This window comes from Embleya sp. NPDC056575, from assembly GCF_042793325.1.
Taxonomy (GTDB): Bacteria; Actinomycetota; Actinomycetes; order Streptomycetales; family Streptomycetaceae; genus Embleya.
On the sequence record NZ_JBHTVA010000105.1, the window covers coordinates 16,006 to 30,267 of the forward strand.

At 72.8% G+C, this 14,262-nt stretch carries 12 protein-coding genes; 9 read left to right on the forward strand and 3 right to left on the reverse strand.

The features are described 5' to 3' along the window. The first annotated feature begins 228 nt into the window (after positions 1 to 228). The 5 genes from ACFRCG_RS45050 to ACFRCG_RS45070 all read left to right on the forward strand — a co-directional run bounded on the left by ACFRCG_RS45050 (position 229) and on the right by ACFRCG_RS45070 (position 3,335). Positions 229 to 744 carry a DUF177 domain-containing protein gene (locus ACFRCG_RS45050; RefSeq protein ID WP_246127283.1) on the forward strand — a complete coding sequence of 172 codons (516 nt, stop codon included), beginning with the start codon at positions 229 to 231 and terminating at the stop codon, positions 742 to 744. Positions 745 to 746: 2 nt separating this feature from the next. Next, positions 747 to 920: a 50S ribosomal protein L32 gene (gene rpmF / locus ACFRCG_RS45055; protein WP_026218805.1), complete on the forward strand. Its 174-nt coding sequence runs from the start codon at positions 747 to 749 to the stop codon at positions 918 to 920. 8 nt (positions 921 to 928) lie between these two features. Further along, positions 929 to 1,669 carry a ribonuclease III gene (rnc, locus tag ACFRCG_RS45060; protein WP_020553268.1) on the forward strand — a complete coding sequence of 247 codons (741 nt, stop codon included), beginning with the start codon at positions 929 to 931 and terminating at the stop codon, positions 1,667 to 1,669. A gap of 161 nt (positions 1,670 to 1,830) precedes the next feature. Continuing rightward, positions 1,831 to 2,709: a bifunctional DNA-formamidopyrimidine glycosylase/DNA-(apurinic or apyrimidinic site) lyase gene (gene mutM, locus ACFRCG_RS45065; RefSeq protein WP_380042476.1), complete on the forward strand. Its 879-nt coding sequence runs from the start codon at positions 1,831 to 1,833 to the stop codon at positions 2,707 to 2,709. 23 nt (positions 2,710 to 2,732) lie between these two features. After that, the gene (locus ACFRCG_RS45070; RefSeq protein WP_379995245.1) at positions 2,733 to 3,335 is read left to right on the forward strand and encodes a hypothetical protein; all 603 of its coding nucleotides are present in this window, start codon (positions 2,733 to 2,735) and stop codon (positions 3,333 to 3,335) included. A 52-nt stretch (positions 3,336 to 3,387) separates the two neighbouring features. Here the strand turns inward: ACFRCG_RS45070 and ACFRCG_RS45075 are convergent, their stop codons facing one another. Further along, on the reverse strand, positions 3,388 to 4,131 hold the full coding sequence (locus tag ACFRCG_RS45075) for a CAP domain-containing protein (protein WP_380042477.1): 744 nt from the start codon (positions 4,129 to 4,131) through the stop codon (positions 3,388 to 3,390). 444 nt (positions 4,132 to 4,575) lie between these two features. On the opposite strand from ACFRCG_RS45075, the gene ACFRCG_RS45080 reads away from it, so the two are divergent. Together ACFRCG_RS45080 and smc are read left to right on the forward strand one after the other, a co-directional pair. Continuing rightward, entirely contained in the window at positions 4,576 to 4,782 is a 207-nt protein-coding gene (locus ACFRCG_RS45080; RefSeq protein WP_380042478.1) for a hypothetical protein, read from the forward strand. A gap of 280 nt (positions 4,783 to 5,062) precedes the next feature. Next, complete coding sequence (smc, locus tag ACFRCG_RS45085; protein ID WP_380042479.1) at positions 5,063 to 8,716, forward strand: chromosome segregation protein SMC; 3,654 nt, start codon at positions 5,063 to 5,065, stop codon at positions 8,714 to 8,716. A 78-nt stretch (positions 8,717 to 8,794) separates the two neighbouring features. Here the strand turns inward: smc and ACFRCG_RS45090 are convergent, their stop codons facing one another. Then, positions 8,795 to 9,787, reverse strand: a complete 993-nt coding sequence (locus tag ACFRCG_RS45090; protein ID WP_379995253.1) for an LLM class flavin-dependent oxidoreductase — start codon at positions 9,785 to 9,787, stop codon at positions 8,795 to 8,797. A 201-nt stretch (positions 9,788 to 9,988) separates the two neighbouring features. Between ACFRCG_RS45090 and ftsY the strand changes: the two genes are divergently transcribed. After that, the gene (gene ftsY, locus ACFRCG_RS45095; protein WP_380042480.1) at positions 9,989 to 11,173 is read left to right on the forward strand and encodes a signal recognition particle-docking protein FtsY; all 1,185 of its coding nucleotides are present in this window, start codon (positions 9,989 to 9,991) and stop codon (positions 11,171 to 11,173) included. Between the two features lie 568 nt (positions 11,174 to 11,741). Here the strand turns inward: ftsY and ACFRCG_RS45100 are convergent. After that, positions 11,742 to 12,434 (reverse strand): bifunctional DNA primase/polymerase, encoded by a 693-nt coding sequence (locus tag ACFRCG_RS45100; protein WP_380042481.1) that lies wholly within the window; start codon positions 12,432 to 12,434, stop codon positions 11,742 to 11,744. A gap of 291 nt (positions 12,435 to 12,725) precedes the next feature. Between ACFRCG_RS45100 and ACFRCG_RS45105 the strand changes: the two genes are divergently transcribed. Further along, positions 12,726 to 14,231, forward strand: coding sequence for a hypothetical protein (locus ACFRCG_RS45105; RefSeq protein ID WP_380042482.1), 1,506 nt, complete (start codon positions 12,726 to 12,728; stop codon positions 14,229 to 14,231). Positions 14,232 to 14,262: the final 31 nt, after the last annotated feature.

Genomic DNA, 14,262 nt, shown 5'->3' on the forward strand with positions numbered 1-14,262 from the left:
CCCGCTCGAATGGCCCCGTTTGGGGCCTGGCGCGCGGGCTGCGATACTCTTACGGACCGACCCTGCCCGAGGCGTGTTTTTCGCGTGCCCCGAGGGTCGGCACCCTGACCATTCGAGCCTCCCGGCGACGGGAGGTGGCATCGCATGAGGTAGGACACCCTGGACCGCTTGGATCACCGCAAACCGCTCGTCGTCGACACACGCGAGCTGGGGCGCCGGCCTGGATCCATGCTGAAGGTGTCCCGCACCGTGCCGGCCCCGGTGGACATGGGTGTGGCGGATGTGATCGGCGCTCCCGAAGGTGTCCCGATCCGGCTGGGTGTCCGGCTGGAAGCGGTCATGGAGGGTGTGCTGGTCACCGGCGTCGCGCAGGTGCCGCTGACCGGTGAGTGCGTCCGGTGCCTGGAACCGCTCGAGCGCGAGCTCACGGTGCGTTTCCAGGAGCTGTACGTCTACCCGGACACGGACGCCGACGAGGACGCCCTCCGGCTGCAGGACGACCTGTTCGACCTGGAGCCGGTACTGCGGGACGCGACGGTGCTCGCACTGCCGCTCTCGCCGCTGTGCCGGGAGGATTGCCCGGGTCTGTGCTCCGAATGCGGAGCGCTGCTCGCGGAGGACCCCGACCACAGTCACGAGCTCGCCGACCCCCGGTGGGCGAAGCTGACCAGCATCTTCGACGGACCTTCCGCCGAAGCCGACGTTGACGGCGCCTCCGGCGCCGACGAGAACCAGGAGAAGTAGCCGTGGCTGTTCCGAAGCGGAAGATGTCGCGCAGCAACACCCGGCACCGCCGGAGCCAGTGGAAGGCCACTGCCGCCAACCTGGTGACCTGCGAGCGCTGCCGTGAGCCCAAGCTGTCGCACATCGCGTGCCCGAGCTGCGGCACCTACAACCGCCGCCAGGTCCTCGACGTCTGATCAGGCCGGTGGTAGTTCCGGTGACGGAATCACTCGCGCAGTACGCGGATCTGGAAGGGCGGCTGGGCTGGTCGCTCGACGCCGCCCTTCTGGAACGCGCCCTCACCCATCGTTCGTACGCCTACGAACACGGCGGGCTGCCGACCAACGAGCGCCTGGAGTTCCTGGGCGACTCGGTGCTCGGCCTCGTCGTCACCGACACGCTCTACCGCAGGCACCCCGACCTGCCCGAGGGCCAGCTCGCGAAGCTGCGGGCCGCGGTCGTCAACTCGCGCGCCCTCGCGGGCGTCAGTCGGCGACTGGACCTGGGCGCCTTCATCCGGCTCGGCCGCGGTGAAGTGGGGACCGGCGGGCGGGACAAGTCCTCGATCCTGGCCGACACGCTCGAGGCCATCCTCGGCGCGGTGTACCTGGACCAGGGCCTGGACGCGGCGACCGAGCTGATCCACCGGTTGTTCGATCCGCTGATCGAGCAGTCGGCGAATCTCGGCGCGGGCCTGGACTGGAAGACCAGTCTCCAGGAGCAGACCGCCGCGGCGGGCATCGGAGTCCCCGAGTACGTGGTCTCCGAGACCGGCCCCGACCACGAGAAGACCTTCACGGCCCTGGCCCGGGTCGCGGGTGTCGATTACGGCACCGGCGTCGGACGGAGCAAGAAGGAGGCGGAGCAGCAGGCCGCCGAAAGCGCTTGGCACTCGATCCGCGCCAAGTACGGAGACGGTTCCGGCACCCCGCCGGCCACCGCCTAGTCTCCGAGCCAATGCCTGCCGATAGGTAAGTTCGAACCGGTCGACGGCCCCCGTGGTCGCCCGGCACGACCTCACCTACCGGCAGGCATTTTCGCATTCCCGAACCCGGCCCCGTCGGGTCCGGCTTCCTCAGTCGCGCCGTCTCCAGGGGGAGTGCCCACGTGCCCGAACTGCCCGAGGTCGAGGTCGTCCGTCGCGGACTGGAGACGTGGGTGGTGGGCCGCACCATCGCACGTGTCGAGGTCACCCACGAGCGGGCGATCCGCCGCCATCTCGCGGGTTCGGCGGACTTCGCCGACGCGCTGGTCGGCACCCGCGTGCACGCCGCGCGCCGGCGCGGCAAGTATCTGTGGTTGCCCCTGGTGGCACCCGGCGCCGACGAGCCCGAGGACGCGCTGCTGGCGCACCTGGGGATGAGCGGCCAACTGCTCGTGCAACCGGCCGAGGCGCCCCGGGAGAAACACCTGCACGTGCGCTTCGGCTTCACCGACGGCGGGCGCGAGTTGCGCTTCGTCGACCAGCGCACGTTCGGCGGGCTCGCGGTCGAGCGCGGCGGCGCCGAACTGCCGCCCTCGATGGCGCACATCGCGCGCGACCCACTCGATCCGCTGTTCGACGACGCGCTCTTCCACGCCGCGCTGCGCCGGCGCAGTACCGAGGTCAAGCGCGCGCTCCTGGACCAGTCGCTGGTCAGCGGCATCGGCAACATCTACGCCGACGAGGCGCTGTGGCGCAGCCGACTGCACGGCGCGCGCCCGACCGGACGGTTGACCCTCGCGCAGACCACTCTGCTGCTCGCCTCGGTCCGCGACGTGATGAACGACGCGCTCGCGGCGGGCGGCACCTCGTTCGACAGTCTGTACGTCAACGTGAACGGGGAGAGCGGCTACTTCTCCCGCGGCCTGGACGCCTACGGCCGCGAGGGCGAGCCGTGCAACCGGTGCGCGACGCCGATCCGGCGCATCTCGTTCATGAATCGCAGCAGTTACTTCTGTCCGTCCTGTCAGCGCGCGCCACGCGGGGCGACGGTCGGGGCGTAGGCACGGTAGTCAGGGAGCGTGTCATGGCATTCAACGGGGACATCGTCGTCGTGCGTGGGGCACGACCGTTGTCCGAGTTCGCGCCGCACGTGGACGTCGCGGCGCACCCGGCCCGAACGATGTGGGAGTCGCCGGACGGTTGGACCGCGACGCATGTACGGCACGACGACGATCCGTTCGCGTTCGAGCGGCCGTGGGTCGCCGCGCTGGCGGCCAAGGCCGACTCGCCGGTGCTGGTGTGCTGGGTGTTCGAGACGCACGTGGCGCACGTCCAGGGGGTGAGCGAGGCCGGGGAGTGGGAGGCGTGGCTCAACCCCGGCGAGGCAGCGGCGCATCTGGCGATGAGTCGGCTCGAACTGGAGGCGGCGCGCACCGGCGACGACGTCTTCGACGGCGACGGCGACCTGCTTCGGCCGGCGCGTTACGCCGAACTGCGCGACGAGGTGGCCGAGGTGCTCGTCCGGGCCCGGCCGAAGGTGGCCGCGGCGGCGGTGCGCTGGGCCCGGGCGGCGGGTCGGCCCACCACGCGGCCGGCGATCGAGGGGGTGCTCGCGCGCAACCAGGGCGAGTCGGGGCTGCGCGTGTTCGGCCTGCTGGCGGATCGACTCGGGGTGGGCCCCTGCTGAGCGGAGCCCGCGGTGTCGGGGTGCCCTGAGGTATCGGGGCGTGGGGAGCGGGTCAGCGGCCGAAATCCTGGGTCCACCACGGGCCGCCGGTGCCCTCGTGGATGCCGACGCCGAGTTTGGTGAGCGAGCAGTCGAGGATGTTGCGGCGGTGGCCCGGGCTGTTCATCCAGGCGCGCATCACCGCGTCGGCGGTCTTTTGGCCGCGCGCGATGTTCTCCGCGCCCAGGTAGCTCACGCCGGCCTTCGCGGCCCGGTCCCACGGGGTCTGCCCGTCGGGTGTGTTGTGGTCGAAGTAGTCGCGGGCGGCCATGTCGGCGCTGTGCGCGCGGGCCAGCGCGACCAGCTTCGCGTCGTTTTTGACCGGGCCGCAGCCCGCGCTCGCCCGTTCGTCGTTGACCAGCGCGAGCACCCGCTCCTCGGGGTCGCTCGGCGGTTTCGGCGCGCTCGTGGACGGCGTCGCCGCGGGCTTGCTCGGCGTCGGGGCGCTCGGGCTCGGCGTGCCGGTACCGGTGCCGGCGGTGCTCGGGGTGCTCGGCGGCGCGGTCGTCGCGGGGGCGGTGCCGGCGCCGGGATCCGGCAGGGCGGTGCGGCCGGTGGTCGCCGCGCCCGGCAGCAGGCTGCGGGACGCCTCGTCGCCGGTGCGGTCGGCTCCGGCGATGCCGGCCGGCCCCGATCCGTCGAGGGGTCGCCCGGCGCGGTCGCCGTCCGGGCCGCTCGCGTGCCGCGTGGAGGACTCGCCGGCGTGCTCCGAGACGACCATGCCGGCCACCGTCCCGCCCACGGCGAGTACGGCCAACAGGGCGAGCAGGGGCGCGAGTCGTCGCCGTCGCGACCTCGCGCGTCGTCGATGCGGGCGTGCCGACGTCGGAGTGCGACTGTGCCGGGCCATGGAGGGTCGAGTCACCTTCCGGCAGGGGGAGGTCGATTCACCCGAACGGGTGTGGTGCCGGTGTGACTCTAGGGCACGGCTGTCGGAAGTTGGCGGACAACCGCAATCTTCTTGACGTCGACGTCGAAAGATGATCTCGTACACCCAGCACGACGACCGTCGCCCCAGTCCGCGGAAAAACCGCGTTGATCGGGTGAAGGTCCCGTTATCGTGCCGTTATGATATTGACCTCCTGCGCTTTTGATGCGACGCTGGAAGCCCGCGCACCCTATCAGGAGCCTTGCGGCCGGGTGCCACATTTAGACCCGCGAATCTGCGTGGTCATTCATTTTCAGCGTGGAGGACCCTCTCATGGCGAAGGCGCTTCTCGGTTACGTCGGTGGCCCCGATCCCCGACTGCTCGCCGAGAATCGACGGCTCCAGCAGCGTGTTCGTGACCTGGAAACGGAACTTGTCCGTGCCCAGGAGCGCAACGACGCGCTCAACGCCGCCGCTTCGGACGAGCTGCTTGCCGGCTTCGACGTCTCCACGGCGGAACCCGCGCTGACGCGAGCGTAGGTCCGTAATCGATAACCAGGGACGCCTCCAGGCGTCCCTTTGTCGTTTCCGACCCCGTGCCCCGATCCTTCGGTCCCCTCGCGACCCGTGTGCGGCGCGCCCGTCGATCCGCGCGCCCGGTGTTTGTGCCAACCGCCCCGTGTGTCGTCCCCGCCGATCCCCCTTGCCCGCCCACCCGCTCGCTTCCAGCTTTTGATACCCCCATACGGGGCACTCGACACGCCGTCCCGTCGACGGAGCGCGGCATTCGTGTGGGCACCGCCGACTACCCTTTTGTCGCGTGCACCTCAAGAGTCTGACCCTGCGTGGCTTCAAGTCCTTCGCGTCGGCGACGACGCTGCGCTTCGAGCCCGGCATCACGTGCGTGGTCGGGCCCAACGGCTCCGGCAAGTCGAACGTGGTCGACGCGCTGTCGTGGGTGATGGGCGAGCAGGGCGCCAAGACGCTGCGCGGCGGCAAGATGGAGGACGTCATCTTCGCCGGCACCGCCGGCCGGCCGCCGCTCGGGCGGGCGGAGGTGAGCCTGACCATCGACAACACCGACGGCGCGCTGCCCATCGACTACGCCGAAGTCACCATCACCCGGCGGATGTTCCGCAACGGCGGCTCCGAGTACGAGATCAACGGCAGCACCTGCCGACTGCTCGACATCCAGGAACTGCTCTCCGACTCCGGGATCGGTCGGGAGATGCACGTGATCGTCGGCCAGGGCCGACTCGACTCGGTGTTGCAGGCCGACCCCACCGGGCGCCGCGCGTTCATCGAGGAGGCCGCGGGCGTTCTCAAGCATCGCAAGCGCAAGGAGAAGGCGCTGCGCAAGCTGGACGCGATGCAGGCGAATCTGAACCGGGTCCAGGACCTGACGGGCGAGCTGCGCAGGCAGCTCAAGCCGCTCGGCCGGCAGGCCCAGGTGGCCCGGCGGGCGGCGGCGATCCAGGCCGATCTGCGGGACGCGCGGCTGCGCCTGCTCGCCGACGACCTGGTGGGACTGCGCCGGGCGCTGGCCGAGGAGGTCGCCGACGAGACGGCGCTGCGCGAGCGACGCACGGTGGTCGAGCGCGAGTTGGGCGTGGTCCAGGCCCGGGAGGCCGAACTGGAGGCCGAGGTGCGGGCGATGGCGCCGCGCCTGGCCCGGGCGCAGGAGACCTGGTACACGCTGTCCGCGCTGGCCGAACGGGTGCGCGGGACGGCGGGGCTCGCGGGCCAGCGGCTGCGGCACGCGAGTGCGGCGCCGGCCGACGAGCGGCGGGGGCGCGACCCGGAGGAGATGGAGCGCGAGGCCGAGCGTATCCGCGAGCAGGAGGCGGAGTTGGCCGCCGCGCTGGAGTCGGCGCAGGTCGAACTGGCCGAGACGGTGGAGCGGCGCGGCGAGCTGGAGCGGGCCCTGGTCGCCGAGGAGGGCCGGCTCAAGGTGGTCGCCCGGGCGCTCGCGGACCGCAGGGAGGGACTGGCCCGGTTGGTCGGACAGGTCGGCGCCGCGCGCAGCCGGGTGGCCGCGGCGGAGGCCGAGATCGGGCGGCTGGCGGGCGCCCGGGACGAGGCCCGGGAGCGGGCGGTCGCGGCGCACGAGGAGTACGAGGAACTGCGGCTCGGGGTCGAGGGTTCGCCCGAGGACGGTGACGGCGGGTCGGGGCTTGCCGCGATCGAGGCCCGGTTGGCGGCGGCCGAGGAGGCGCTGGCCGCCGCGGAGGAGGCGTTGGCCGGGGCGCGAGACGCGGAGCGGGCGGTGGAGCGGGAGCGGTCGGCGGTGACCGCGCGCAAGGAGGCGTTGGAGCCGGCGCTGCGCCGCCGGGACGGTAGCGGTGCGCTGCTCGCGGCCGGTGACCGGCTCTTTGGCGTGCTCGGCACGGTGGCCGCGCTGATCACCGTGGAGCACGGCGCCGAGCAGGCGGTGGCGGCGGCCCTGGGGGCGGCCTCGGAGGCGGTCGCGGTGGACGGCGTGGAGCCGGCCGTGGACGCGTTGCGGCTGCTGCGCAAGGACGACGCGGGGCGGGCCGCGCTGGTGCTCGCCGGGGCCGCGGCGGAGGGGCCGGCGGCCGGGGGGCCGGACGGGTGGCCCGCGCTGCCGGCGGGCGCGGTGTACGCGACGCGGCTGGTGGCCGTACCCGAGGCGTTGCGCGGGGCGCTGGCCGTGCTGCTCGATCGGGTGGCGGTGGTCGACGACCTCGGCGCCGCGGCGGACCTGGTCAGGGCGGTGCCCGGGGTGCGGGCGGTGACCCGGGACGGGGATCTGGTCGGCGAGGGCTTCGCGTCCGGCGGGTCGGCCGGTGCGCCGAGCCTGCTGGAGGTGCAGGCCGCGGTGGACGAGGCGGCCGCGCGGCTGGACGTGTTGACCCGGGGGTGCGCCGCGGCCGAGGAAGCGCTGGCCGACGCGGTGGCGGGTCGGCGGGAGGCCGCGGCGGCGGTCGAGCGGGCCCGGGCGGAGCGGCGCGAGGCGGAGCGCCGGGCGGCCGCGGCCGCGCAGCAGCTGGGTCGGCTCGGCGGACAGGCGCGGGCGGCGGCGGGCGAGGCCGAGCGGTTGGCGGGCGCGGTGGCCACGGCCGAGGCGGCGCGGGGGCGGGAGGAGGCGAAGGCCGAGGAGTTGGCGGCCCGGCTGGAGAGCGCCGAGGAGTACAACGCGGCCGAGGGCGACGAGGAGCCGGACCACGCCGAGCGCGATCGGCTCGCGGGCGCGGCGAGCGGCGCGCGGCAGGCCGAGATGGAGGCCCGGCTCGCGGTGCGCACCCACGAGGAGCGGGTGCGCTCGCTCGCGGGTCGGGCCGACACGCTGGACCGCGGCGCGCGGGCGGAGCGGGAGGCGCGCGCGGCGGCCGCGCGGCGCCGGGAGCGGTTGGCGGTGGAGGCGCGGATCGCGCGGGCGGTGCTCGTGGGCGCGGAGACGCTGTTGCGCCACGTCGAGGCGTCGTTGGCGCGGGCCGGCGGTGAGCGTGAGGCGGCGGAGGCGGCGCGGGCCGCGTGTGAGGCGGATCTGGCCCGCGAGCGCGGTCGGTCCCGGGAGTTCGCCGCCGAGTTGGAGAAGTTGACCGACTCGGTGCACCGGGACGAGATGGTGCGGGCGGAGAAGCGGTTGCGGGTCGAGCAGTTGGAGGCCCGGTCGTTGGAGGAGCACGGGATCGAGGCCGAGGGCCTGGTCGCCGAGTACGGCCCGGACCGCCTCGTGCCCGCGTCGTTGCCGGCCGAGGGCGAGACGCGCGATCCGGATTCGGCCGAGGCGCGGCCGCGTCCGTACGTCCGGGCCGAGCAGGAGAAGCGGCTGCGCGCGGCGGAGAAGGCCCATGTACAGCTCGGCAAGGTGAATCCGCTCGCGTTGGAGGAGTTCGCCGCGCTGGAGGAGCGGCACAACTTCCTGACCGAGCAGTTGGAGGATCTGAAGAAGACCCGTCGCGATCTGATGACCGTGGTCAAGGAGGTGGACGAGCGGGTCGAGCAGGTCTTCACCGCGGCCTTCCACGACACCGCGCGGGAGTTCGTGGGGGTGTTCGCCCGGCTGTTCCCCGGCGGCGAGGGGCGGTTGGTGCTCACCGACCCGGAGGACATGCTGACCACGGGCATCGAGGTCGAGGCCCGGCCGCCGGGCAAGAAGGTCAAGCGGCTGTCGCTGTTGTCCGGCGGCGAACGTTCGCTGACCGCGGTGGCCCTGCTCGTGGCGATCTTCAAGGCCCGGCCCAGTCCGTTCTACGTGATGGACGAGGTCGAGGCGGCGCTGGACGACATGAACCTCCAGCGGCTGATCGGGATCTTCGCGGAGCTGCGGGAGAGTTCGCAGCTGATCGTGATCACCCACCAAAAGCGCACGATGGAGGTCGCCGACGCGCTCTACGGCGTCTCGATGCGCGGCGACGGCGTGACGACGGTGATCAGCCAGCGGTTGCGGCAGGAGGATCGGCGGGAGGCGACGGAGCACGCCGAGCCGATGAGCGGGGCGGTGCGCTGAGACACGCCCGGGGCGATGCGGTGGGCCCGGACGGGACGAGGGCCGCGCTCCGGGGCGGAGCGGGGCCCTCGGCGGGTGTCACGCCGGGACGTTGCGCGGCATGACCTTGTCGTTGAACAGCTGCAGGCTGGCCCAGCCCGCGTCGATCGGCAGGCCGCCGACCAGCGGGTGCAGGATCAGCGCGTCGGTGAGGCCGCCGACCTGCCCGATCTCGACACACTCGTCGGGGGTGAGGCAGCAGTAGATGCCCTCCTCGCGCAGCGCCGCCACGGTGGTGGCCGACGACTCGACGACGGAGGCGATGTCGGGGGTCTGCCAGCCGGCGTAGGTGGTGGCCTCGTGCAGGAAGTATTCGCCGTACTCGGCCCACGCCTTGTCCGGGTCCTCGGTGCAGTGGATCATCCGGGTCTTCACCGGCGGCAGGATCGCGAAGCCGCCCTCGAAGCCCTCCTCCGCGGCGAGTTCGTAGTAGTACTGCTCCAGCTCCGGGATCGGCGCCGCCGCGTAGAACGGCAGGCGCAGCCGGACCGCGCGGCGCACGGACGCCTTCGCGGTGCCGCCGACCATGACCATCGGGTGCGGGTCGGTGAACGGCTTCGGGGTCACCCGTACGGTGGTGCCGCGGTATTCGAACGGCTCGCCGGTCCAGGCCTTGAGCAGGGTCTCCAGGACCTCGTCCTGGATCTTCCCGCGTCGCTTCCACTCCTTGCCGAGCGCCGCGTACTCCTCGGGCCGGTAGCCGATGCCCGCGACGAGGGAGAGCCGGCCGCCGCTGATGTTGTCCAGGACGGCGATGTCCTCCGCGAGCCGGATCGGGTCGTAGAGCGGGGCGAGCAGCGCGCAGACGATCACGCCGATGCGCTCGGTGGCGCCGAAGATCGCGCCCGCGGTGCTCAGGGGTGACGGGCTCCAGGCGTTGTCGGCGCCGTGGTGTTCCTCCAGGCTGATCATGTCGAACCCGTTCTTGTCCGCGAAGGCCGCCATCTCGACGGTGGCCCGATAGCGGGCGGACATCTCCTGCCGGTCGAGACCGGGGAGCACCTGGTTGAACCGCAGATTCGTGACAGCCATGGACCGTGAACACCTTCCGGGTCGGGCCGAGCCGTCTCGGACACGTGTCGTCGGCCGGACGGTGCTTGGCATCGGCAAGCTATCTGACGCAGTGTCAGGATTCAACGGTCTCCGGGTGATCGCACCGCCCGCCGGGCGCGGACCCGCCGGAGGCGGCCGGTCGCGGTTCGCCGCCGGGCGGTCTGGGAGACTGGAGGTCCTATGGAGACTGTGATCCTGATCGTCGTCATTGCCCTTGTCGTCCTCGGCGCCGCCGGCTGGTTCGTGGTCGGCTCGCGCCGCAAGGGCGTCCCGCCGGCGCCGCCGCGCACGCCGGTCGAGCCGGGTGTCGGTGACGAGGCCGCGCCGAGCGTCGAGGCGCCGCGGCGTACCGTCGCCACGGTCGACCTGCCGGAGACCTCGGTGGTGGTGCCGGCCGAGCCGGAACCGGCGCCGCTGGAGATTCCCGACCCCACCGCCGGTCGGCTGGTCCGACTGCGGGCCCGGCTGGCCCGTTCGCAGACCTCGCTGGGCAAGGGGCTGCTGGCCCTGCTCGCGCGCGAGCACCTGGACGAGGACACCTGGGAGGAGATCGAGGACACCCTGCTGACCGCCGACGTCGGCGTCGCGTCCACGCAGGAGCTGGTGGACCGGCTCCGTACCCGGGTGAAGGTGCTCGGCACTCGGACGCCGGCCGATCTGCGGGCGCTGTTGCACGAGGAGCTGCTCACGCTGGTCGGGCCGGACCTGGACCGTACGCTGAAGACCGCCCGGCACACCGGGGGAGAGGCGGGCGACCGGCCGGCCGTGGTGCTGGTGGTGGGCGTCAACGGGACCGGGAAGACCACCACGACGGGCAAGCTGGCCCGGGTGCTGGTGGCCGACGGGCGCAGTGTGGTGCTGGGGGCGGCGGATACGTTCCGGGCCGCGGCGGCCGACCAGTTGCAGACGTGGGGCGAGCGGGTGGGCGCGCGTACCGTGCGGGGGCCGGAGGCCGGGGACCCGGCCAGCGTCGCGTTCGACGCGGTCAAGGAGGGCATCGCCGAGGGCGTGGACACGGTGCTCGTGGACACCGCCGGGCGGCTGCACACCAAGACCGGGCTGATGGACGAGCTGGGCAAGGTCAAGCGGGTGGTGGAGAAGCACGGGCCGGTGGACGAGGTGCTGCTGGTGCTGGATGCCACGACCGGGCAGAACGGGCTGGTCCAGGCTCGGGTGTTCGCGGAGGTGGTGGACATCACCGGCATCGTGCTCACGAAGCTGGACGGGACCGCCAAGGGGGGCATCGTGGTTTCGGTGCAGCGGGAGTTGGGCGTGCCGGTGAAGTTGATCGGGCTCGGGGAGGGGCCGGACGATCTGGCGCCGTTCGAGCCGTCGGCGTTCGTGGACGCGCTCATTGGGGAGTAGGCGCGGTTTGGCGCGGAGCGCGCGGGGTCTTCGGGCCGCGGTTGGGCTTCGCTCGCGCCGGGTTGTCCTCAAGCGCCGGACGGGCTGAGGGGGTTTGGTGCCTCGGGTGCCGGAGGCTGCCGGTTGGTGGCCTCTGGCCGGGGGTCCTCAAACGCCGGACGGGCTGGGTTTGGCTGGCTCAGGCTGCGTTGCCGGCTGTTTTGGGTGTCCTCAAGCGCCGGACGGGCTGGGTTTGGCTGGCTCAGGCTGCGTTGCCGGCTGTTTCGGGGGTCCTCAAGCGCCGGACGGGCTGGGTTTGGCTGGCTCAGGCTGCGTTGCCGGCTGTTTCGGGTGTCCTCAAGCGCCGGACGGGCTGGGTTTGGCTGGCTCAGGCTGCGTTGCCGGCTGTTTCGGGTGTCCTCAAGCGCCGGACGGGCTGAGGGGGTTTGGTGCCTTGGGTGCCGGAGGCTGCCGGTTGGTGGCCTCCGGCCGGGGGTCCTCAAGCGCCGGACGGGCTGGGTTTGGCCGGCTGTGCCGGGGGCTGGGGTTTGGGTTTCGTCTCCGCGGCGGGCGGTGTTGGGAGGTTGGGTCAGGAGGCCAGCCACAGGGCTCGGCCTGTGGGGGGTGTGTCCTGGCGGTGGCACGTGTAGGCGAGGGTGCCCAGGAGTAGGCGGGCTTCGGGGAGGAACGGGGTGCCCGGGGACGGGGGGCGGATCCATTCGACCGGGCCGAGCATGCCCATGGGGGACGGTGGGGCGAAGACGTAGTCGCCCGTGCCGTGGCAGCGTAGGTCGAGGTCGGCGTCGTCCCAGCCCATTTGGTAGAGCAGGTGCGGGAGTTCGGCGGCGGCTCCGGGGGCGACCAGGAACGCCAGCCGGCCGGTCGGGGTGGCCAGGACCGGGCCCAGCGGGGTGCCCATACGTTCCAGGCGGACCAGCGCCCGCGCGCCCGCCGCGCGCGGCACGCTGATCGCGTCGAAGGCCCGACCCGTGGGGACCACCACGGTGCTGTCCGGCCACTGCGACCACAGGTAGCGCACCGCCGCCGGCGACGCGGTCGCCCGTTCGGACCAGTGCGGGTCGGCCGGGTGCATGCCCGGCGCGGCACACGTACGGCGGCCGCACGAACAGTGGGTGCCGCGTCCGTCGCGGACCAGATGTGCCCCCTGGGCCACCGGCCAGCCGCGTTCCTCCGCGAACTCGGCCACCGCCTGCCACAGTGCGGCCCGCGTGCGCCGGCGCGATCCGAGCATGATGTCCATGTCCTCCCCAACGGCACTCATTACTTTTGGTTACGCTGTGATCGCATAAAGTCACCTCGACGATCGTGGTGTCCGCGCGATATGAACGGCGGCAACGGGCAGCGTCGGTGACACCGCGTCGCCGATCAGTCAAACGCGGCCTCCCCCGTAGCGCGTCCCGGGCGCGCGGGGTGGCGAAGCGTGGCGTTTGCGGTATCGACCGACACCTGCGCGCGAGTCGGAATACGTTCGGCGAACGGGCCTGCGCGTACGGTTTCCCATCGGGGCCCGACGCCTGACCGGCCGGACCGCTGAGGGCATGGGGGCGATGCGGTGGCGACGACGCGAGCGCGGGACGGCGGGTGCGCCGACGAACCCGAGCCGGACGGCGGGCGGCAGCCCAACGATCGGCTCGCGGCCTGGTTCGCGCGCAGCGGCTGGTCGAAGGGCGAACTGGCGCGCCAGGTGAACCGCCACGCGAAGGCGATGTCCGCCCCGCACGTCAGCACCGACACCTCGCGGGTGCGCCGCTGGCTGGACGGCGAGCAGCCGCGCGAGCCGATACCGCGGATCCTGGCCGAGCTGTTCACCCGGCGCTTCGGGCGCGTGGTCAGCATCGACGAACTCGGGCTGCGCGAGCCGGACGAGCCGCACGGCGACTTCGGCGTGGACCTGCCGTGGACCTTCGAGACGGTGGTGGACATCCTCGGCGAGTACACGCGCGGCGATCTGCTGCTGGGCCGCCAGGAGTTCGTCGGCCCCGCGCTGCGGCTGGCCGCGGGTCGGGACCTGGTTGAGCCGCTGCAGCGGTGGTCGGCGCCGCTGCCGGTATCGCTCCCCACGGTGGTCCCGAGACGCCCGGGGAGCGCGCGGGGCGCGAGGCCGAGGCGCTTCGCGCGGCTGCCGGCCGGTGCGACCGAGCACCTGGACCAGACGGTCCGGCTGTTTCGGCGCTGGGACATGCAGGGCGGCGGCGGACTGCGGCGCAAGGCGGTGATCGGGCAGCTCAACGGGCTCACCGACCTGCTGCGCGACGAACATCCGCCCGCCGTGCGCGCCCGGCTGCTCGGGCTGACCGCCGAACTCGCGCTGCTGGCCGGGTGGATGTCCTACGACACCGGCCTGCAGCCGGGCGCGCAGAAGTACATGGTGCTCGCGCTGCACGCCGCGAAGGAGTGCGACGACGCGCCGTTCGGGGCCAATGTGCTCGGGGTGATGTCACGGCAGATGATCCACTACGAACTGTCCGAGGACGCCCTGGAGTTGATCCATCTGGCGCAATACGGCAGCCGGGACACCGGCGGTACCGCGCTCCAGGCGATGTTGTACGCGCTGGAGGGCCGCGCGTATGCCGCGCTCGGCGACGCGGACCGATGTCGGCGCGCGCTGGGGCTGGCCGAACAGGCGCTGGCCGACACCAGGGCGGAGTTCGAGCCGGACTGGATCCGCTACTTCGACCGGGCCGAACTGCTCGCCGAGAGCGGTCACGCGTTTCGGGATCTCGCCTACACCAGGCCGGAGTTCGTCGCCCCGGCGAAGGATCGGCTGGACGAGGCGGTGCGGCTGCTCCTGGGCACCGGCGAGTACGTGCGCAGCCTGGCCCTCGCCCGGGTGGGCTTGGCCACCGTGTTCCTGATCGAGCGCAACCCGGGGGCCGCGGTGGAACAGGCCGCGGCGGCCCTGGAGATCGCCTTCCGGGTGCGCTCGGAGCGGCTGATCGTACGGTTGCGGCGCACCGTCGAGGCATTGGTGGGCGCCTTCCCGGCGGACGCGGCGGTGCGCGCGCTGGCCGCCCGGGTGGCGCGCGAGCTGCCCGAGGCGCCGTTTCCCACCGCGTGACGCGCGTCGGCCCCCTCCCGCACCCGGGAGG

What these genes read in the sequence shown, in the direction of transcription:
- ACFRCG_RS45050 (WP_246127283.1), top strand. Translation starts at nt 229, where the DNA reads ATGCTGAAGGTGTCCCGCACCGTGCCGGCCCCGGTGGACATGGGTGTG.
- ACFRCG_RS45090 (WP_379995253.1), bottom strand. Translation starts at nt 9,787, where the DNA reads ATGGCTGTCACGAATCTGCGGTTCAACCAGGTGCTCCCCGGTCTCGAC.
- ACFRCG_RS45070 (WP_379995245.1), top strand. Translation starts at nt 2,733, where the DNA reads ATGGCATTCAACGGGGACATCGTCGTCGTGCGTGGGGCACGACCGTTG.
- ACFRCG_RS45100 (WP_380042481.1), bottom strand. Translation starts at nt 12,434, where the DNA reads ATGAGTGCCGTTGGGGAGGACATGGACATCATGCTCGGATCGCGCCGG.
- ACFRCG_RS45080 (WP_380042478.1), top strand. Translation starts at nt 4,576, where the DNA reads ATGGCGAAGGCGCTTCTCGGTTACGTCGGTGGCCCCGATCCCCGACTG.
- ftsY (WP_380042480.1), top strand. Translation starts at nt 9,989, where the DNA reads ATGGAGACTGTGATCCTGATCGTCGTCATTGCCCTTGTCGTCCTCGGC.